We start from the raw sequence: 17,991 nt of genomic DNA, 5'->3' as shown, positions 1-17,991 counted from the left end.
TCCTTCCTGGCGGGTTGCCGCTCGCCTTTTGCAATGCGTCGAATCTGCCTGCCGCTACTTGTTACCGTCATGCTCGCCGCGTGTGGATCCGCGCCGCAGCAGACGGCACGCAAGCCTGCGGCCAGCACGAGCGCCAACCGCACTTATAGCCCGCCGCCTGGTTTTCCGAAGTTCGTCGATCACAGTGTCGGGCGCGAGGAAATCTCCATTCAGGCGATGTCGCTCGTCGGCGTGCCGTATCGCTGGGGCGGCAACACGCCCGATGCGGGCTTCGATTGCAGCGGGCTCGTGCGGTATGTCGTCGACCGCGCGGCGTCCGTGAATCTGCCGCGTACGACCGCCGACATGAGTTCGCGCGGCGAATCGGTCGAACCGGACGAGATCGCGCCGGGCGATCTGATCTTCTTCAACACGACCGGACGGCCGCATTCGCACGTGGGCATCTATGTCGGCAAGCTGCGCTTCGTGAATGCGCCATCGACGGGCGGCACGGTGCGCCTCGACTATCTGACGAACCCGTACTGGGCGAAACGATTCGACGGCATTCGCCGCGTCGCGCCGCCGAAGACCGCGCCTACCCCGTTCGATGCGCCGACTTACATCGCGTCGCCTGCGCCCGTGCAAGCGCCTGCTCCGTCATCCGCCGACGCTTTCGAGCCACCGCCCTCGACGCTCAACGCGGCGCAACGCCAGGCTCGCGCCGCGAGCGCTACGACGCCTGGCGTCGCGACGATCAACGCTTCATCGGATCCGATTCAGGCCGCCGCCGACGCCTTCGAACCGCCGCCGCCGACATCGACCGCCGCGCGTCAGCAGGCGCGCTCCGCACAAGCCGCTGCCGATCCCTACGATTCCGCCGAGCCGCCCGTGCGCGTGATGCGCGCCTCCACCGGCTCGCTCGCCGCACCCCGCCCCGCACAGAACGACGATCCCATCGCCCGCTTCGCCACTGGCACGAACTGACGCGCGCTGCGCGTCTCTGCTATCGTGTTCCGATCATTCGTCGACGGAGCGCAACACCATGGACCTGGGACTCGCGGGCAAGGTTGTCCTGATTACGGGCGGCAGCAAGGGGATCGGATTTGCATGCGCCAGAGCGTTCGCGAGCGAAGGCGCGAAGGTCGCGATTGTTTCGCGCGACGCTGCGAATCTGGCCCGCGCCCGGGAGCAACTCGCGAGCGACGGGTATCACGTGCATCTCGCGCGCGCCGACCTGCACGAGGCCCACAGCGCCGAGGATGTCGTCGAAGAAGCGAGCACCGCGCTCGGGCCGATCGACATTCTTATCAACAGCGCCGGCGCCGCGCGCCGCTACGATCCGGACACGCTCGACGCCGCGGCCTACAGAGCGGCGATGGACGCCAAATACTTCTCCTATGTCTATCCGCAGCAGGTCGTTCTCAAGCGCATGGCGGAGCGCCTGCGTAACGATCCGAAAGCCGAGCCTGGCGCGATCGTCAACATCGTGGGAATGGGCGGCAAGATCGCGACGGACATCCACATCGCAGGCGGCGCGGCCAATGCGGCGCTGATGCTCAACACCGTCGGGCTCGCGCATCACTACGCGAAGCTCGGCATCCGCATCAACGCGATCAATCCGGGCGCGACGCTCACGGAACGCGTCGAGGAAGCGCTCGATCTGGAGGCGAAGCGGCAAGGCGTGACGCGCGATCAGGTGCTCGCCGACAGTCAGGCGAAAGTGCCGCTCGGACGCTATGCGAAGCCGGAGGAAATCGCCGACGTTGCGCTCTTTCTGGCGAGCCGGCGCGCGAGTTACGTGTCGGGCGCAATCATTCCGATGGACGGAGTGTCGTCGCCGATCATCTGACGCGCTGCGGGCCCGATGAGAGCCCGCAGGCGGAACGAATCAAAGGAAGCGGTGGCCGATCCACCAGCCGGCCGCCGCGAGCGCGGCGGACGCGGGAATGGTCAGAATCCACGCCCACACGATATTGCCCGCGACGCCCCAACGCACGGCGCTGAATTTCTGCGTCGCGCCGACGCCGACGATCGCGCCGGTGATCGTATGGGTCGTCGATACGGGAATGCCGAGGAACGACGCGACGAAGAGCGTGATCGCCCCGCCCGTCTCCGCGCAGAATCCGCCGACCGGCTTCAGCTTCGTGATCTTCTGACCCATGGTCCGCACGATGCGCCAGCCGCCGAAGAGCGTGCCGAGACCCATCGACAGGTAGCACAGGCCGATTACCCAGACGGGCGGCGCTTCGGCTGTTGCGGAGGCGTAGCCGGTCGCGATCAGCAACATCCAGATGATGCCGATGGTTTTTTGCGCATCGTTGCCACCATGGCCGAGCGAATACAGGCCAGCCGAGACGAGCTGCATGCGGCGGAAGCGCCGGTCGACCTTCGAAGGCGGCGTGCGGAAATACAGCCACGACACGAGCAGCATGAAGAACGAGCCGAGCACGAAGCCGAGCAGCGGCGAGATGAAGATGAATGCGACGGTCTTGAGCAGCCCGTCCCAGTTGAGCGACCCCCAGCCGGATTTGGCGAGCGCCGCGCCGACGAGGCCGCCGATCAGTGCGTGCGACGAACTCGATGGAATGCCGTAGATCCAGGTGACGATGTTCCAGCCTATCGCGCCGACGAGCGCGCCGAAAATGACGTAATGATCGACGATTTCGGGATCGATCGTGCCCTTTCCGACGGTTGCGGCGACCTTGAGGTGAAAGATGAAATACGCGATGACGTTGAACGCCGCGGCGAAGGCGACCGCCTGCTGCGGCTTCAATACGCCGGTCGAAACGACCGTGGCGATGGAGTTGGCGGCGTCGTGAAAGCCGTTCATGAAGTCGAACGCGAGTGCGACTATGACGAGCAAGGCGACTGCCCAGATGGCGAGTTGAATCGAATGCATCGGTTGGTGTTGTTTTTACCGGCGCTCGAAGACGGCGCGGGATTGTGTCGTCGTTGCCCGCATTGCGTGATGCGCCGCGGGCTCGGGCGGCATGATCAGGCGTTTTCCAGCACGATGCCTTCGATGATGTTCGCGACGTCTTCGCACTTGTCGGTAATCGTCTCGAGCAGTTCGTAGATCGCCTTCAGCTTGATGAGCGTCTTGACGTCGTCTTCCTCGCGGAAGAGCTTCGACATCGCCGAGCGCAACACGCGGTCCGCGTCCGACTCGAGCCGGTCGATTTCCTCGCAGATCTTCAGGATTTCGCTCGCGCGCTTCATGTCCGCCAGCAATTCGACGGCCTGCTGCACGCGCGTGACCGTGCTCGTGCAGATATGCGCGAGCTGGCTCGCCTCCGACGTCACGAAACGCACGTCGTACAGGGAAATAGCGGTGGCCACGTCCTCCATCAGGTCGAGGATGTCGTCCATCGTCGTGATGAGCTTGTGGATTTCGTCGCGGTCGAGCGGCGTGATGAACGTCTTGTGCAACAGGTCGATGGTTTCGTGCGTGAGCTTGTCGGCGCGCTTCTCGTTCGCCTGCACGTTCTGCTTGTGAACCTCGGCTTCGTCGAGGTTGTCGATCAGCAGTTCGAGCTCGCGGCTCGCATCGACCATGCACTTCGCATGCGCGTTGAAAATCTCGAAAAATTTGCCCTCGGTGGGCATGAAACGACCGAACATGAAAATCCCGATAAATGGGTCAATCTGAGTCAGACATCAAACTGACATATTGTACCTGTGTGCACTACCCGACGCACCGCGCGCATCTGACGCGCGGCCGCTATTGCCCCGGACTTGACAGCGGTTGCGGTAACTGGCCTATTCGCCGCCGTAGAAGTTTTGTGCGCCCGCGAAGTTGTCGAACTTCGTGTATTGGCCGTGGAAGGTCAGGCGAACCGGCCCGATCGGACCGTTACGCTGCTTGCCGATGATGATTTCCGCCGTGCCCTTGTCGGGGCTGTCGGGATTGTAGACTTCGTCGCGATAGATGAAGAGGATCACGTCCGCGTCCTGTTCGATAGCACCCGATTCGCGCAGGTCCGACATGATCGGCCGCTTATTCGGACGCTGCTCGAGACCGCGATTCAGCTGCGACAGCGCGATGACCGGCACGTCGAGTTCCTTCGCGAGGCTCTTCAGCGAACGCGATATCTCGGAGATTTCGGTCGCGCGGTTTTCGCCGCCGCCCGAGCCGGACATGAGCTGCAAGTAATCGACGATGATGAGGCCGAGCTTGCCGCACTGCCGCGACAGACGCCGCGCGCGCGAGCGCAGTTCCATCGGGTTCAGGCCGCCGGTTTCGTCGATGAAAAGTTGCGCCTCGCTCATTTTCTGGACGGCGTGCGTGAGCTTCGGCCAGTCTTCGTCGGTGAGACGCCCGGTGCGCATGCGATGCTGGTCCAGCCGGCCGACCGAGCCGAGCATACGCATGGTGAGCTGCGTGCCCGGCATTTCCATCGAGAACACGGCGACGGGCAAGCCGTATTCCACGGCCACGTATTCGCCGATATTCATCGAAAAGGCCGTCTTACCCATCGACGGGCGGCCCGCCACGATGATCAGCTCGCCGCCGTGCATGCCCGACGTCATGCGGTCGAGGTCGACGAAGCCTGTCGGCGTGCCGGTCACATCGCTTGGATTGGCTGTGTGATAGAGCGTGTCGATGCGCTCGACGACTTGCGTCAAGAGCGGTCCGATCTCCAGAAAACCCTGCGTGCCGCGCGCGCCCTCTTCGGCGATCGAGAACACGCGCGCTTCGGCTTCGTCGAGAATCTGGCGGACTTCCTTGCCTTGCGGATTGAACGCATCGGCGGAGATTTCATCGGCGACGGAAACCAGACGGCGCAGCACCGCACGATCGCGCACGATCTCCGCGTAGCGGCGGATATTCGCCGCGCTCGGCGTGTTCTGCGCGAGCGCGTTCAGATACGCGAGCCCGCCCACTTCCTCGGCCTTGCCGGCCATCGTGAGCGCTTCGTAGACGGTGATGACGTCGGCCGGACGCGTCGAAGCAATCAGCTTGCCGATATGCTCATAAATGATGCGATGGTCGTAGCGATAGAAATCGCCCTGATGCATCACATCGGCGATGCGGTCCCATGCGGCGTTGTCCAGCAGCAGGCCGCCGATCACGGATTGCTCGGCTTCGATCGAGTGCGGCGGGACCTTCAGCGCGTCGAGTTGCGGGTCTTTGGACGGTGCGTTCATGGGGTGGAATTATCGATGAATTCAGCGCGTAGGAACAACGCTCAGACAAATAAAAAAGGCAGGAACCTCGACGGTTCCTGCCTTTCTTTCGTGCGTTGCGAGACGCGAGGCCTCGCCTGAAACTTACGCGTGCTCGCCGAGCACCGACACGTTGACGTCGACGAGGACGTCCGTGTGCAGCGCCACTTGAACCGGATGGTCGCCGACCATCTTGATCGGGCCTTGCGGCAGACGCACTTGCGCCTTTTCCACTTCCGCGAAGCCTTGCTTCTTCAGCGCGTCAGCGATGTCCGCATTCGTGACCGAACCGAACAGACGGCCGTCGACGCCAGCCTTCTGGCCGATCTGAACCGTGAAGCCGTTCAGCTTTTCGCCCTGAGCTTGTGCGGCTGCCAGCTTTTCAGCGGCGACCTTTTCGAGGTCCGCGCGGCGAACTTCGAATTCGGCGATTGCGTCCTTGGTCGCGCGGCGTGCCTTCTTGCCGGGGATCAGGAAGTTACGTGCGTAGCCGTCCTTGACCTTGACGATATCGCCGAGGTTGCCCAGGTTGACGACCTTTTCCAAAAGAATGATTTGCATTTTTGGCTTTCCTTAGTGCGTCGTCTGATTTAGGCCTTGTGCAGGTCGGTGTACGGCAGGAGCGCGAGGAAACGCGCGCGCTTGATTGCCGTGTCGAGCTGGCGCTGATAGTGCGCCTTCGTGCCAGTCAGACGAGCCGGCGTGATCTTGCCGTTTTCGCCGATGAAGTCCTTCAGCGTTTCCGTGTCCTTGTAGTCGATGTACTCGACACCGGCTGCCGTGAAACGGCAGAACTTCTTGCGCTTGAAGAGCGGGTTTTGTTGCTGACGACGCTTGTCGAATTTCTTACCAGTCGGGCGGGGCATGATTAGTCCTTTCCAATGTCCTGCAATTCTGTGATGTGAAACACCAAGGTTCGCGCGTTACGGCTTCTCTTCGCCAGAAAGCCCGTGAAGCGTGTTTCGACGCCCATCGGACAGCTTTCCAGTTTGCCGCTCGCTTCGCCGGCCGCGACCGCCTGCAGAGTCAGTTCGACTTTCCGGGCGATGCCCGCCTCGACGACTTCTGCCGCGTGTTGCAACGTGCAGCTTGCGATCGGGATGCCGGCGGGCGTGTACCGCACCGGTTCGCGTTCCACGACGCTCGCTGTCAGTTGCAGCCGGTTCACTTAAACCTTGGTGGCTGTGGCGAAAGATTCGCCTTAAGCCTGCGCTTCGGACGGCTGGCTGGCCGCCTTCTTGGCTTCTTCGCGCTGCACTTCCTTCATCATCGGCGACGGGCTGGTTTCAGCCTTCTTCATCTTGACGATAAGGTGACGCAGAACGGCGTCGTTGAACTTGAATGCGTGCTCCAGCTCTTCGAGCGTAGCCTGATCGCATTCGATGTTCATGCAGACGTAGTGAGCCTTCGCGAGTTTCTCGATCATGTAGGCCAGTTGGCGACGGCCCCAGTCCTCGATGCGGTGGATCTGACCACCGTGCGACGTGATCGTGCTCTTGTAGCGCTCGATCATCGCGGGCACCTGCTCGCTTTGATCGGGGTGCACGATAAAGACGATTTCGTAATGACGCATATTCACTCCTTGTGCTGACTTTTGGATGAAAGCCACCCGGGCGTCGGACCGGTGCGGCAAGTGAGAAGCCAAAGATTATAGCTTTTCGTGCGCGCTCGCGCAAATGCAAATTCGAACGCCTTTTCAAGCAGTTAGCGGCCGCGCGCGTGCTCGCGCTGCGGTTCGCCGGGAAGCGTCAGCCGACGGCTCCAATATCCGGGTTGCGCGTAGATTTCCTTAAGATAATCAATAAAGTAGCGCACGCGCGCAGGCACGTAGCGCTGCTGCGGATAGACCGCGAGGATGTCGTAATCGGGAAGTTCGAAGTCGTCGAGCACGGTTTCGAGTTCGCCCGATTCCAGTTGCCGCTGGATTTCCCACGTCGAGCGCCAGCCGAGCCCGAGCCCTTCCGAAGCCCAGCGATGCAGCAATTCGCCGTCGTTGCAGTCGAGGTTGCCGGTCACGCGCACGGTCACGACCTTGCCGTTGCGGCGGAAATACCAGCCGCGGTTCTGCCCGCCCTGCAGATTGAACGCGAGGCAATTGTGATTCGGCAGGTCTTCGAGCGTTTTCGGCCGGCCGTGCTTCTTGAAGTACGCGGGCGTGCCGCAGACGACGCGCCGGTTGCTCGCCAGCTTCACCGCGACGAAATTCGGATCGACCGCGCCGCCGATGCGAATCGACAGGTCATAGCCCTCGCGCACCAGATCGACGACGCGATCGGTCAGATTGAACGACATCTGCAATTCCGGTTTGTCGCGCAGGAACGGCGGCGCGTGCGGCGCGACGTGCATGCGCCCGAAGGCCGCCGGCGCCGACACGATCAGATGCCCGCCCACCGCGCGCCGTCCCGCCGCCAGTTCGTTCTCAGCCTGATCCCAGTCCGCGAGCAGGTTCTTGCAGCGGTCGAGGAACGCCGCGCCCTCTTCGCTCACGACGAGCCGTCGCGTCGAGCGATACATCAGCTTCACGCCGAGGCGCTTTTCGAGCGCGTCGATGCGCCGTCCCAGAATCACGGGCGACACGCCCTCTTCCAGCGCCGCCGCCGCGAGACTGCCCGCCTCGGCCACGCGCACGAACGTTTCTATCTGCTTGAAGCGGTCCATCTGCGTCTCCCGCCGATGCCTCATCACTCGGGCATTCGATACTTTTTGTTTGGAAAAAAGCGACTGACGCTGATCTTATCAAACCTTTTTCACAGACTTAAAGTGCAACGGAACCCTGCTTGAATGCAGACAGCGATTTCGGATAGAGACCCCAGGAAGGAGACAACCATGCCCAAAATGAGAGCCGTCGACGCAGCCGTCCTCGTGCTGGAAAAGGAAGGAATCGATACCGCGTTCGGTGTGCCGGGCGCGGCCATCAACCCGTTTTACTCCGCGATGAAAAAGTCGGGCGGCATCAGCCACGTGCTGGCGCGTCACGTCGAAGGCGCATCGCACATGGCCGAAGGTTATACCCGCGCGGCGCCGGGCAACATCGGCGTGTGCATCGGCACGTCGGGCCCGGCGGGCACGGACATGATCACCGGCCTCTACTCCGCCCAGGCCGATTCGATTCCGATTCTCGCGATCACCGGCCAGGCGCCGCGCGCGCGTTTGTACAAGGAAGATTTCCAGGCCGTCGATATCGAATCGATCGCCAAGCCCGTCACGAAGTGGGCTGTCACCGTGCGCGAGCCGGCGCTCGTGCCGCGCGTGTTCCAGCAGGCTTTCCATCTGATGCGCTCGGGCCGTCCGGGTCCGGTGCTCGTCGATTTGCCGATCGACGTGCAGCTCGCCGAAATCGAATTCGACATCGACACGTACGAGCCGCTGCCGGTCTACAAGCCGAAAGCGACGCGCGCGCAGATCGAAAAAGCGCTGACGATGCTCAACGACGCCGAAAAGCCGTTGATCGTCTCGGGCGGCGGCGTGCTGAACGCGGCGGCGGAAGATCTGCTCGTGCAGTTCGCGGAAACGCTCGGCGTGCCGGTCATTCCGACGCTCATGTCGTGGGGCGCGATTCCCGACGATCATCCGCTGATGGCCGGCATGGTCGGCTTGCAGACGTCGCACCGCTACGGCAACGCGACGATGCTCGCCTCCGATTTCGTGCTCGGCATCGGCAATCGCTGGGCGAACCGCCACACGGGCAGCGTCGAGGTTTACACCAAGGGCCGTAAGTTCGTGCACGTGGATATCGAGCCGACGCAGATCGGCCGCGTGTTCGGACCGGATCTCGGCATCGTCTCGGATGCGAAGGCGGCGCTCGAACTGTTCGTCGAAGTGGCGAAGGAATGGAAGGCCGCGGGCAAGCTGAAGGACCGCGGCGCGTGGGTCGCGGACTGCCAGCAGCGCAAGCGCACGATGCAGCGCAAGACGCACTTCGACAATGTGCCGATGAAGCCGCAGCGCGTCTACGAAGAGATGAACCTCGCGTTCGACCGCGACACCTGCTTCGTCACGACGATCGGTCTGTCGCAGATCGCCGGCGCGCAGTTCCTGCACGTGTTCAAGGCGCGCAACTGGATCAACTGCGGCCAGGCCGGCCCGCTCGGCTGGACGATCCCGGCCGCGCTCGGCGTGCGTGCCGCGGACCCGCAACGCAAGATCGTCGCGCTCTCGGGCGACTACGATTTCCAGTTCATGATCGAAGAGCTCGCCGTCGGCGCGCAATTCAAGCTGCCGTACGTGCACGTCGTCGTGAACAACTCGTATCTCGGCCTGATCCGTCAGGCGCAGCGCGGCTTCGACATGGACTACTGCGTGCAGCTCGCGTTCGACAACATCAACGCACCTGAGCTCGAAGGCTATGGGGTCGATCACGTCGCGGTCGCCGAGGGTCTCGGCTGCAAGGCGCTGCGCGTGTTCAAGCCGGAAGACATCGCGGGCGCGCTGAAGCAGGCGCAAGCGTTGGCGGTGGAGCATCAGGTGCCGGTCGTCGTCGAGATGATTCTCGAACGCGTGACCAACATCGCGATGGGCACCGAGATCGACGCGATCAACGAGTTCGAAGAGCTCGCCGAAACGAAGGCAGATGCACCGACCGCCGTTACGCCGCTCGACTAAAGCATCGCCGCCGCGCGTTCATGCAGGAACGCGCGGCGTGCATCCACTGACCGACCATCAGGAAAGAACAATGCCGAAATTTGCCGCGAATTTGACCATGCTGTTCAACGAAGTCCCGTTTCTCGACCGCTTCGCCGCGGCCGCGAACGCGGGTTTCAAGGCGGTCGAGTTCCTGTTCCCCTATGCCTTCTCGATCAGCGACATCCAGACGCGCCTGAAGGACAACGACCTGCAGATCGTGCTGCACAACCTGCCTGCCGGCAACTGGGAAGCGGGCGAGCGCGGCATTGCGTGTCTGCCGGATCGTGTCGCGGAATTCCGCGACGGCGTGCCGCGCGCGATCGAATACGCGAAGGCGCTGAACGTGCCGCAACTGAACTGTCTCGTCGGGATTCCGACGGCGGGCGTATCGGCGGATCAGGCGCGCGCGACCATCGTCGAAAACTTGCGCTTCGCAGCGGAAGCGCTGAAGAAGGAAGGCATCCGCTTGCTCGTCGAGCCGTGCAACGCGTACGACATTCCGGGCTTCGCGCTGAATCGCTCGAAGGAAGGACTGGACGTGATCCAGGCCGTCGGCTCGGACAATCTGTTCTTGCAGTACGACATTTATCACATGCAGCGGATGGAAGGCGAACTCGCCGCGACGATCAGGAAGAACCTGCCGAAGATCGCGCATATCCAGCTCGCCGATAACCCCGGCCGCAACGAACCCGGCACGGGCGAGATCAACTACCCGTTCCTGTTCGGGCTGCTCGACGAGATCGGCTATCAAGGCTGGATCGGCTGCGAGTACAAGCCGCTCAACGGCACGGAAGCGGGCCTCGGCTGGCTGCAGAACATCGGCGGCGTGAAGCAGCACGCGACCGCTTAAACCAGACACATAGGAGGAGCTAGAAGTATGGCAACGATCGGTTTCATCGGCCTCGGCATCATGGGCGCGCACATGGCGCGCAATCTCATCAAGGGCGGCCACACGCTGGTCGTGAACGGCAAGTTTCCGGTGCCGGACGATATCCGCGCGCAGACGCAGGTCGTCGCGGACTCGACCGAAGTCGCACAGGCGAGCGAAATCGTCATCACGATGGTGCCCGACACGCCCGATGTCGCCGCCGTGCTGTTCGCCGATGACGGCGTCGCGAAGGGTCTCACGAAGGGCAAGCTCGTGATCGACATGAGCTCGATCGCCCCGCTCGAGACGCAGGAGTTCGCGAAGAAGATCAACGCGCTCGGCTGCGACTATCTCGACGCGCCGGTGTCCGGCGGCGAAGTCGGCGCACGCGAAGCGACGCTCACGATCATGGTCGGCGGCCCGGAGAAGTCGTTCAATATCGCGAAGCCGCTGTTCGAACTGATGGGCAAGAACATTTCGCTCATTGGCGACAACGGCGCGGGTCAGACTTGCAAGGTCGCGAATCAGATCATCGTCGCGCTGAACATCGAGGCGGTCGGCGAGGCGCTGCTCTTCGCGGCACGCTCGGGCGCCGACCCGGAGCGCGTGCGTAAAGCGCTGATGGGCGGCTTCGCGTCGTCGCGCATTCTCGAAGTGCACGGCGAGCGCATGACGAAGCGCACGTTCAATCCGGGCTTCCGTATCGAACTGCATCAGAAGGACCTAAACCTTGCGCTCGACGGCGCGCGCAAGATGGGCCTCGCCCTGCCCCACACCGCGAGTGCGCAGCAGCTTTTCAGCGTATGCGCGGCGAACGGCGGCAAGGCGTGGGATCACTCGGCGCTTGTGCGTGCGCTCGAAATCATGTCGAACTTCCAGGTGGCCGACGAGCCGCAGCAGGCCAAAGCCGCTGCGTGATTCGCGTCACCTGAACCGTGGGGCGTCCCGCGTATGGGCACGCGGGACAAATGCCGCTCTGGGCTGAGGGCGGCAAAGTGGGGTCCGAGAAGCGGCACCCGGCGGTGCGCCGGGTAAGCCTTGGTCGGTCAGACGGTTTGTCGTCGGGTGTCCGCGTCGGATTGTTGCAAACTGCGTCCTAACGCCGATGCATAGGCGGTGCTACAAATCCTTTTGTTGAAACTCAGAACTATCCGGTGGTCATCGCGACTAATCTGCCTAGACTTCGCGGGCCGTAACACCACCGTCAACCAAGGAGTGAACAATGGGAATCCTCAGCTTTATCAAGGAAGCAGGCGAGAAACTCTTCGGCGCAGCCACGCCGAGCGCGCAGGCGGCGCCCGCTGCGGCACCCGTGGATGTCGCCGCGCTAAATCAGAAGGCAGGCGAAGCCATCGCGACGTACATTCGTTCGCAGGGTCTCAATGCGGACAATCTCGATGTGAAATACGACGGCGCTTCGCATACGGTGACCGTTTCGGGTCAGGCGCCGGATCAGGCCACGAAGGAAAAGATTCTCGTCGCCGCGGGCAATGTGCAGCATGTCGATAAGGTCGACGATAAGCTGACCGTGCCGAGTAGCGAGCCTGAATCGCAGTATTACACCGTCGTGTCGGGGGACAATCTTTGGAAGATCGCCGAGAAGTATTACGGCAATGGGTCCAAGAACGATGTGATCTTCGAAGCGAATAAGCCGATGTTGAAGAGTCCGGATAAGATCTATCCGGGGCAAGTGTTGCGGATTCCTGCTGTTAACTGATTGTTTCTGCTCTACTCGAGAACGCGGACTTCGGTTCGCGTTTTTGCTTTCTGCTGAGGTGGATCTTGGTTTGCCTGCGCTTCTCGGCAATCCTGTGATCGTGTCGGTCTATTAGCGTTGCCCCTGTGCGGGGCGGCACTCACTTTCTTTGCTGCTGCAAAGAAAGTAAGCAAAGAAAGCAGCTCCTGATACGCCCGCGGTCACACGCAATTTGGGTAGTCCTCTCGTCCATCGTGGGCTGCCTAAAGAGTGCCCTCAAACACCTAATCGGGCTTGGCTCGCGCACGGTCTGAACCATCGCACCACACAACAAACTGGTTCAGCACCAAATAGCTCCAGCCCGCTTCGCGGCCGACCGGTCAATCGGGAATGCGCGTGCTTCGCTACTAACGTCTTCATCTCGCCGCCTTTGCCGTACGTCGGTTTCCCTTGCATACCCGGCGGCAGCGCGTAGCGCTGTGCCGAAGCCATTTCGTGCTGAACCAGCGCCCTCGAACTTATTGGGCGGCAGACCGTGCGCGAGCCAAGCCCGATTAGGTGTTTGAGGGCACTCTTTAGGCGAGTGCCGCCTGGGACGAGAGAACTACCCAAATTGCGTGTGACCGCGGGCCTGAAAAGCTGCTTTCTTTGCTTACTTTCTTTGCAGCAGCAAAGAAAGTGAGTGCCGCCCCGCACAGGGGCAACGCTAATAGACCGACACGAATACAGGATTCCACGACCGACCGCCCGACCAACCGGCGGCCCGCCCGCCCAACACCCCAAACACCTCAATAAACATCAAAAACGCGCTGCACGTCCTGCACATTCGAAGCCACTGCAAGCATAAGCAGCACCCGCGCCTTATAAGGATTCAGCGTCCCCGCGCTGACCGTCCCGAGCGCATCATCGTTAGCGGCGCCGTTGCGCATCACATGTCCCGAACCCACGCGCGAAGCGCGCACCACGGCAACGCCCTGCTTCACCGCATCAGCGAGCGCCTGCGTGAGCACCGCATGCATCGAGCCATTGCCCGTGCCCGCGACGACGATACCCCTCACGCCCGCAGCAACAAGCGCATCGACCGTCACACGAGACACATCCGCGTAGCTCGCGACGATCTCGACCATCGGCCATCGATCGGCGACAGCGAACTCGCTCGCGACGGTATGCGCCCGCACGACCGTGCGCTGAAACTCGACGCGTCCGTCCTGCACGAACCCGAGCACACCGGTGTCAGGCGAGCGAAACGCATCGACGGCATAAGTGCTCGTCTTGGTGACATCGCGCGCGCTGTGAATCTGATTGTTGAAAGCGACGAGCACGCCCTTGCCCGCCGCATCGTTCGACGCCGCGACCGTCACCGCATTGAGCAAATTCAACGGACCATCGGCGGAAAGCGCGGTCGATGGGCGCATCGCCGCCGTCAGCACGACGGGCTTCGCGCTCTTCACCGTGAGATGCAGCAGATACGCGGTTTCTTCGAGCGTATCGGTGCCGTGCGTGACGACGACGCCATCGATATCGTCCTGCGCAAGCAGCTCATCGATACGCCGCGCGAGTTGCGTCCACAGCGCGGCGCTCATGTCCTTGCTGTCGATGCTCGCGATCTGTTCCGCGTGGATTCGCGCGATCGAGCCGAGCGCGGGCACGGCGTCGAGCAGCTTGTCGACGCCGACGACGCCCGCCTTGTAGCCCGCGGTCTTGGAGGAATCGCCGGCCTGACCGGCAATCGTGCCGCCCGTGGCAAGCACGGCGACACGAGGAAGCGAGGAAGTATTCATGCCGGCGATTGTAAAACAGCCGGCACGACTCTAAGCGGCTTCGCGAAGCTGCGCGGCGATCTGCGCTTCATCGAGTTGCGGCGCGAACATTTCGATCAGCCGATACGCATACGCGCGCAAGAACGCGCCCTTTCGCAAGCCGACACGCGTCGTGCTCGCCTCGAACAGATGCTGCGTATCGAGCGCGACGAGCTCGGTGTCGCGCTTCGCGTCATACGCCATCGCCGCGACGATGCCGATGCCCATGCCCAGTTCGACATACGTCTTGATGACGTCGGCATCGATTGCGGTCAGCACGATATCGGGCATCGCGCCCGCGCTCGCGAACGCCTGATCGACGTGCGAACGCCCGGTGAAATCGTTGTCGTACGTGACGATCGGATATTCGGCGATCTGCTCGAGCGTGATGTTCTCGCGCCCGACGAGCGGATGATCCTTCGGCACAACGACCGTGTGATGCCACGAATAGCACGCAAACGTGACGATGTCCGGATAACGGTCGAGCGCTTCGGTCGAGATGCCGATATCCGCTTCGCCGTTGATGATCATCTGCGCGATCTGCTGCGGGCTGCCCTGACGCAGCGCGAGATGCACCTTCGGAAACACCTCGGTGAACTGGCGGATGACCTTCGGCAACGCGTAACGCGCCTGCGTGTGCGTCGTCGCGACGACGAGATGGCCGTTGTCCTGATCCGCGAACTGGCGCGCGACGCGCCGCAGATTCTCGGCATCGAGCAGCATGCGCTCGATCAGCTGATGCACTTCCTTGCCCGGCTCGGTCAGTCCCGTCAGACGCTTGCCGCGGCGGATGAAGATATCGACGCCGAGTTCGTCCTCGAGATCCTTGATCTGCTTCGACACGCCCGACTGCGACGTGTAAAGGACGTTGGCGACCTCCGTCAGATTCATGTTCTGACGCACGGCCTCGCGCACGAAGCGCAACTGCTGGAAGTTCATGTCAGCCTCTTTGATTTTTATGATGTCACTGCGCGGGAAACACTCGCAACGCGCGTGGAACGGCGGTCACGCCATCGCCGATATCGAGCCTGAGCGCGCGCCACGCCTCGCGATCCAGTTCTGCCTCGATCACGCCGCCCGTGTTGCCTTCGAGCTCGACGCGCACCGAGCCGCCCAGCGTCACGACGCGCCGCACGCCCACCACGATGCCGTCGCGATGCGTGCCGTCGGCGGGATACAGCGCGAGATCATGCGGACGCACGTACGCGAGCGCCCGCCCGCTGAAATGCGCCTGAGCCGCGATCGGGCTCGCGGCGCCATCGGCGATGAAGCCGTTCGCGTTCACTTCGCCCTGCAGCCGGTTCGCGGCGCCGAGAAACTCGTAGACGAAGGACGTCTGCGGATGATCGTACACGTCTTGCGGACTGCCCACCTGCTCCACGCGGCCATGATTCATCACGACGATGCGATCCGCCACTTCGAGCGCCTCTTCCTGGTCGTGCGTGACGAAGAGCGTCGAGATATGCAGATCGTCGTGCAGCCGGCGCAGCCAGCTGCGCAGTTCCTTGCGCACTTTGGCGTCGAGCGCGCCGAACGGCTCGTCGAGCAGCAGCACTTTCGGCTCGACGGCAAGCGCCCGCGCCAGCGCAATACGCTGCCGCTGTCCGCCTGACAGTTCCGACGGAAAACGCTCCGCGAGCCAGTCGAGTTGCACGAGCTTCAGCAGCTCATGCACTTTCTCGCGAATTTTCGCTTCGCTCGGACGCTCGCGGCGCGGCTTCACGCGCAAGCCGAACGCGACGTTCTCGAACACGGTCATGTGCCGGAACAGCGCGTAATGCTGGAACACGAAGCCGACCTGACGCTCGCGCGCGCCGACCGCCGCGACGTCTTCGCCGTGCAGCACGACCTGTCCCGCATCGGCGAATTCGAGGCCCGCGATCACGCGCAAGAGCGTGGTCTTGCCACAGCCCGAAGGCCCGAGCAGCGCGACCAGTTCGCCCGCCGGAAAGTCGAGCGACACGTTGTCGAGCGCGGTGAAATCGCCGAAGCGTTTTTGCAGATTGCGAACGATGATGCTCATGATGTTTATCGGCCTCTCAATTCTGTGCGGTGGCTTTTGCGGCGGTCAATGCTTGCGTCATGCGGCGCTCCGCGAGGAGTTTCAGCGCGAGCGTCACGAGCGCGAGCAGCGCCAGCAGCGACGCCACCGCGAACGCAGCCGAGAAGTTGTATTCGTTGTAGAGAATTTCGACGTGCAGCGGCATCGTGTCCGTCTGCCCGCGGATGTGCCCGGACACCACCGACACCGCGCCGAACTCGCCCATCGCGCGCGCGTTGCAGAGAATCACGCCGTAGAGCAGGCCCCACTTCACGTTGGGCAGCGTCACGCGCCGGAAGATCTGCCATCCCGATGCGCCGAGCACGTGCGCCGCTTCCTCTTCGTCGTTGCCTTGCGCCTGCATCAGCGGAATGAGTTCGCGCGCGACGAACGGAAACGTGACGAAGATCGTCGCGAGCACGATGCCCGGCACCGCGAAGATGATCTGCACGTCGTGCGCGGCGAGCCACGGGCCGAACCATCCTTGCGCGCCGAACATCAGCACATAGACGAGACCCGAGATGACCGGCGACACCGAGAACGGCAAGTCGATGAGCGTCGTCAGGAGCGCCTTGCCGCGAAACTCGAACTTCGCGATCGCCCACGACGCCGCCAGTCCGAAGACGACATTCAGCGGCACGGCGATCGCGGCGGTGATCAGCGTGAGCTTGATCGCGGACCACGCGTCGGGATCCTTCAGCGACTCGAAGTAATAGTCGATGCCCTTGGCGAACGCCTGCACGAACACCGCGACGAGCGGCACGACGAGAAAGAACGCGAGAAACGCGAGTGCGATACCGGTCAGGAGCCATCGCACGGCGCGCGGCTCGGTGACGGGATTGAGGCCGTGCGCGTCGCGCTGTGTCGTCGTCTGCAATGGAAGCACCTCGCTCATGCCGTTTCTCCCGCTGCCAGGGAGACGTTGACCGGCGCCGCGCCCGTCTTGCTCGTGCGGCGCTGCAGCCACCATTGCAGCGTGTTGATCAACAGAAGCATCAGGAAGGACACGCACAGCATCACGACGGCGAGCGCGGTCGCGCCGGCATAGTCGTACTGTTCGAGCTTCGTGATGATGAGCAGCGACGTGATCTCCGACTTCATCGGCACGTTGCCCGCGATGAAAATCACCGAGCCGTATTCGCCCAACGCGCGCGCGAACGCGAGTGCGAAGCCCGTCAGCAGCGCCGGAAAGAGCGACGGCAGCACGACGCGCCGGAACGTGAGCCAGCGCGTCGCGCCGAGGCACGCGGCGGCTTCTTCCTGCTCGCGCTCGAAGTCTTCGAGCACGGGCTGCACGGTACGCACGACGAACGGCAGGCCGATGAACGTCAGCGCGACGAGCACGCCGAGCGGCGTGAACGCGACCTTGATGCCGAGCGGCGCGAGATATTGCCCGATCCAGCCATTGCCCGCGTAGACCGCGGCGAGCGAAATGCCGGCGACCGACGTCGGCAGCGCGAACGGCAGATCGACCATCGCATCGACGATGCGCTTGAACGGGAACGTGTAGCGCACGAGCACCCACGCGACGAGAAAACCGAACACCGCGTTGATGAGCGCGCCGCCGAGCGCCGCACCGAACGTCAGCCGATACGATGCGAGCACGCGCGGCGACGTCACCGCGCGCACGAACTGCGCCCAGTCGAGCGTCGCCGTCTTAGCGAAGGTGGCGGCAAGCGGAATCAGCACCACGAGGCTCAGATAAGCCACCGTGATGCCGAGTGTGAGGCCGAAACCGGGTAGCGCGCTCGGTTTCCTGAATGTGAGAGTCGTCATCCTTGAATCATCCTTTTTGCGCGCGGGGTGGGCGCGCGTTGCT

General features: G+C 62.8%; 19 protein-coding genes. 6 read left to right on the top strand and 13 right to left on the bottom strand.

Annotation, left to right across the window (positions count from 1 at the left end; translation table 11 throughout):
- Nucleotides 1-33 precede the first annotated feature (33 nt).
- Together LDZ23_RS06585 and LDZ23_RS06580 are read left to right on the top strand one after the other, a co-directional pair.
- On the top strand, nt 34-963 hold the full coding sequence (locus LDZ23_RS06585; RefSeq protein WP_033536115.1) for a C40 family peptidase: 930 nt from the start codon (nt 34-36) through the stop codon (nt 961-963).
- Between the two features lie 58 nt (nt 964-1,021).
- Nucleotides 1,022-1,828, top strand: a complete 807-nt coding sequence (locus LDZ23_RS06580) for an SDR family oxidoreductase (protein ID WP_175980104.1) — start codon at nt 1,022-1,024, stop codon at nt 1,826-1,828.
- 39 nt (nt 1,829-1,867) lie between these two features.
- Here LDZ23_RS06580 and LDZ23_RS06575 read toward each other — a convergent pair whose 3' ends face one another.
- The 8 genes from LDZ23_RS06575 to LDZ23_RS06540 form a co-directional block, all read right to left on the bottom strand.
- Nucleotides 1,868-2,878, bottom strand: a complete 1,011-nt coding sequence (locus tag LDZ23_RS06575; protein ID WP_008349834.1) for an inorganic phosphate transporter — start codon at nt 2,876-2,878, stop codon at nt 1,868-1,870.
- A 95-nt stretch (nt 2,879-2,973) separates the two neighbouring features.
- Entirely contained in the window at nt 2,974-3,600 is a 627-nt protein-coding gene (locus LDZ23_RS06570; protein ID WP_008349836.1) for a DUF47 domain-containing protein, read from the bottom strand.
- A 138-nt stretch (nt 3,601-3,738) separates the two neighbouring features.
- A complete protein-coding gene (locus LDZ23_RS06565) occupies nt 3,739-5,127 on the bottom strand; it encodes a replicative DNA helicase (protein ID WP_008349838.1) in 1,389 nt (462 codons plus the stop codon).
- 123 nt (nt 5,128-5,250) lie between these two features.
- A complete protein-coding gene (rplI, locus tag LDZ23_RS06560; protein WP_008349840.1) occupies nt 5,251-5,706 on the bottom strand; it encodes a 50S ribosomal protein L9 in 456 nt (151 codons plus the stop codon).
- 29 nt (nt 5,707-5,735) lie between these two features.
- Nucleotides 5,736-6,011, bottom strand: coding sequence for a 30S ribosomal protein S18 (gene rpsR / locus LDZ23_RS06555; protein WP_007000150.1), 276 nt, complete (start codon nt 6,009-6,011; stop codon nt 5,736-5,738).
- Between the two features lie 2 nt (nt 6,012-6,013).
- Complete coding sequence (gene priB, locus LDZ23_RS06550) at nt 6,014-6,313, bottom strand: primosomal replication protein N (RefSeq protein ID WP_175980102.1); 300 nt, start codon at nt 6,311-6,313, stop codon at nt 6,014-6,016.
- A gap of 33 nt (nt 6,314-6,346) precedes the next feature.
- Nucleotides 6,347-6,718, bottom strand: a complete 372-nt coding sequence (rpsF, locus tag LDZ23_RS06545) for a 30S ribosomal protein S6 (protein ID WP_008349848.1) — start codon at nt 6,716-6,718, stop codon at nt 6,347-6,349.
- A gap of 131 nt (nt 6,719-6,849) precedes the next feature.
- On the bottom strand, nt 6,850-7,803 hold the full coding sequence (locus LDZ23_RS06540; RefSeq protein ID WP_008349850.1) for a LysR family transcriptional regulator: 954 nt from the start codon (nt 7,801-7,803) through the stop codon (nt 6,850-6,852).
- A 168-nt stretch (nt 7,804-7,971) separates the two neighbouring features.
- On the opposite strand from LDZ23_RS06540, the gene gcl reads away from it, so the two are divergent.
- The 4 genes from gcl to lysM all read left to right on the top strand — a co-directional run bounded on the left by gcl (nt 7,972) and on the right by lysM (nt 12,353).
- Entirely contained in the window at nt 7,972-9,747 is a 1,776-nt protein-coding gene (gene gcl / locus LDZ23_RS06535) for a glyoxylate carboligase (protein ID WP_175980101.1), read from the top strand.
- Between the two features lie 70 nt (nt 9,748-9,817).
- Nucleotides 9,818-10,618, top strand: a complete 801-nt coding sequence (gene hyi / locus LDZ23_RS06530; protein ID WP_034473676.1) for a hydroxypyruvate isomerase — start codon at nt 9,818-9,820, stop codon at nt 10,616-10,618.
- A gap of 27 nt (nt 10,619-10,645) precedes the next feature.
- Nucleotides 10,646-11,554, top strand: coding sequence for a 2-hydroxy-3-oxopropionate reductase (locus LDZ23_RS06525; protein WP_244808053.1), 909 nt, complete (start codon nt 10,646-10,648; stop codon nt 11,552-11,554).
- A gap of 304 nt (nt 11,555-11,858) precedes the next feature.
- A complete protein-coding gene (gene lysM / locus LDZ23_RS06520) occupies nt 11,859-12,353 on the top strand; it encodes a peptidoglycan-binding protein LysM (protein WP_244808052.1) in 495 nt (164 codons plus the stop codon).
- A gap of 767 nt (nt 12,354-13,120) precedes the next feature.
- Here the strand turns inward: lysM and LDZ23_RS06515 are convergent.
- Genes LDZ23_RS06515 through cysT form a run of 5 tightly spaced genes read right to left on the bottom strand, consistent with a single transcriptional unit; the run spans nt 13,121 to nt 17,948 of the window.
- Nucleotides 13,121-14,122 (bottom strand): asparaginase, encoded by a 1,002-nt coding sequence (locus tag LDZ23_RS06515; protein WP_280519320.1) that lies wholly within the window; start codon nt 14,120-14,122, stop codon nt 13,121-13,123.
- 21 nt (nt 14,123-14,143) lie between these two features.
- A complete protein-coding gene (locus tag LDZ23_RS06510) occupies nt 14,144-15,070 on the bottom strand; it encodes a CysB family HTH-type transcriptional regulator (RefSeq protein WP_008349894.1) in 927 nt (308 codons plus the stop codon).
- Between the two features lie 25 nt (nt 15,071-15,095).
- The gene (locus LDZ23_RS06505; protein ID WP_244808050.1) at nt 15,096-16,154 is read right to left on the bottom strand and encodes a sulfate/molybdate ABC transporter ATP-binding protein; all 1,059 of its coding nucleotides are present in this window, start codon (nt 16,152-16,154) and stop codon (nt 15,096-15,098) included.
- A gap of 16 nt (nt 16,155-16,170) precedes the next feature.
- Complete coding sequence (cysW, locus tag LDZ23_RS06500; protein ID WP_175980096.1) at nt 16,171-17,067, bottom strand: sulfate ABC transporter permease subunit CysW; 897 nt, start codon at nt 17,065-17,067, stop codon at nt 16,171-16,173.
- On the bottom strand, nt 17,064-17,948 hold the full coding sequence (cysT, locus tag LDZ23_RS06495) for a sulfate ABC transporter permease subunit CysT (RefSeq protein WP_008349900.1): 885 nt from the start codon (nt 17,946-17,948) through the stop codon (nt 17,064-17,066). Before cysT ends, cysW begins: the two co-directional genes overlap by 4 nt.
- Between the last annotated feature and the right edge of the window lie 43 nt (nt 17,949-17,991).

The sequence above is a fragment of the Caballeronia zhejiangensis genome (assembly GCF_022879815.1).
Lineage (GTDB): Bacteria > Pseudomonadota > Gammaproteobacteria > Burkholderiales > Burkholderiaceae > Caballeronia > Caballeronia zhejiangensis.
This window is presented reverse-complemented; position numbering and strand designations above follow the sequence as displayed.

Excerpts from the sequence above, each read along its gene's own strand:
- LDZ23_RS06585 (WP_033536115.1), top strand. The coding sequence starts at position 34 with ATGCGTCGAATCTGCCTGCCGCTACTTGTTACCGTCATGCTCGCCGCG.
- LDZ23_RS06575 (WP_008349834.1), bottom strand. The coding sequence starts at position 2,878 with ATGCATTCGATTCAACTCGCCATCTGGGCAGTCGCCTTGCTCGTCATA.
- LDZ23_RS06505 (WP_244808050.1), bottom strand. The coding sequence starts at position 16,154 with ATGAGCATCATCGTTCGCAATCTGCAAAAACGCTTCGGCGATTTCACC.
- rplI (WP_008349840.1), bottom strand. The coding sequence starts at position 5,706 with ATGCAAATCATTCTTTTGGAAAAGGTCGTCAACCTGGGCAACCTCGGC.
- hyi (WP_034473676.1), top strand. The coding sequence starts at position 9,818 with ATGCCGAAATTTGCCGCGAATTTGACCATGCTGTTCAACGAAGTCCCG.
- LDZ23_RS06570 (WP_008349836.1), bottom strand. The coding sequence starts at position 3,600 with ATGTTCGGTCGTTTCATGCCCACCGAGGGCAAATTTTTCGAGATTTTC.
- cysW (WP_175980096.1), bottom strand. The coding sequence starts at position 17,067 with ATGAGCGAGGTGCTTCCATTGCAGACGACGACACAGCGCGACGCGCAC.
- LDZ23_RS06510 (WP_008349894.1), bottom strand. The coding sequence starts at position 15,070 with ATGAACTTCCAGCAGTTGCGCTTCGTGCGCGAGGCCGTGCGTCAGAAC.
- rpsF (WP_008349848.1), bottom strand. The coding sequence starts at position 6,718 with ATGCGTCATTACGAAATCGTCTTTATCGTGCACCCCGATCAAAGCGAG.
- LDZ23_RS06540 (WP_008349850.1), bottom strand. The coding sequence starts at position 7,803 with ATGGACCGCTTCAAGCAGATAGAAACGTTCGTGCGCGTGGCCGAGGCG.
- rpsR (WP_007000150.1), bottom strand. The coding sequence starts at position 6,011 with ATGCCCCGCCCGACTGGTAAGAAATTCGACAAGCGTCGTCAGCAACAA.
- cysT (WP_008349900.1), bottom strand. The coding sequence starts at position 17,948 with ATGACGACTCTCACATTCAGGAAACCGAGCGCGCTACCCGGTTTCGGC.
- lysM (WP_244808052.1), top strand. The coding sequence starts at position 11,859 with ATGGGAATCCTCAGCTTTATCAAGGAAGCAGGCGAGAAACTCTTCGGC.
- gcl (WP_175980101.1), top strand. The coding sequence starts at position 7,972 with ATGCCCAAAATGAGAGCCGTCGACGCAGCCGTCCTCGTGCTGGAAAAG.
- LDZ23_RS06580 (WP_175980104.1), top strand. The coding sequence starts at position 1,022 with ATGGACCTGGGACTCGCGGGCAAGGTTGTCCTGATTACGGGCGGCAGC.
- LDZ23_RS06525 (WP_244808053.1), top strand. The coding sequence starts at position 10,646 with ATGGCAACGATCGGTTTCATCGGCCTCGGCATCATGGGCGCGCACATG.
- LDZ23_RS06565 (WP_008349838.1), bottom strand. The coding sequence starts at position 5,127 with ATGAACGCACCGTCCAAAGACCCGCAACTCGACGCGCTGAAGGTCCCG.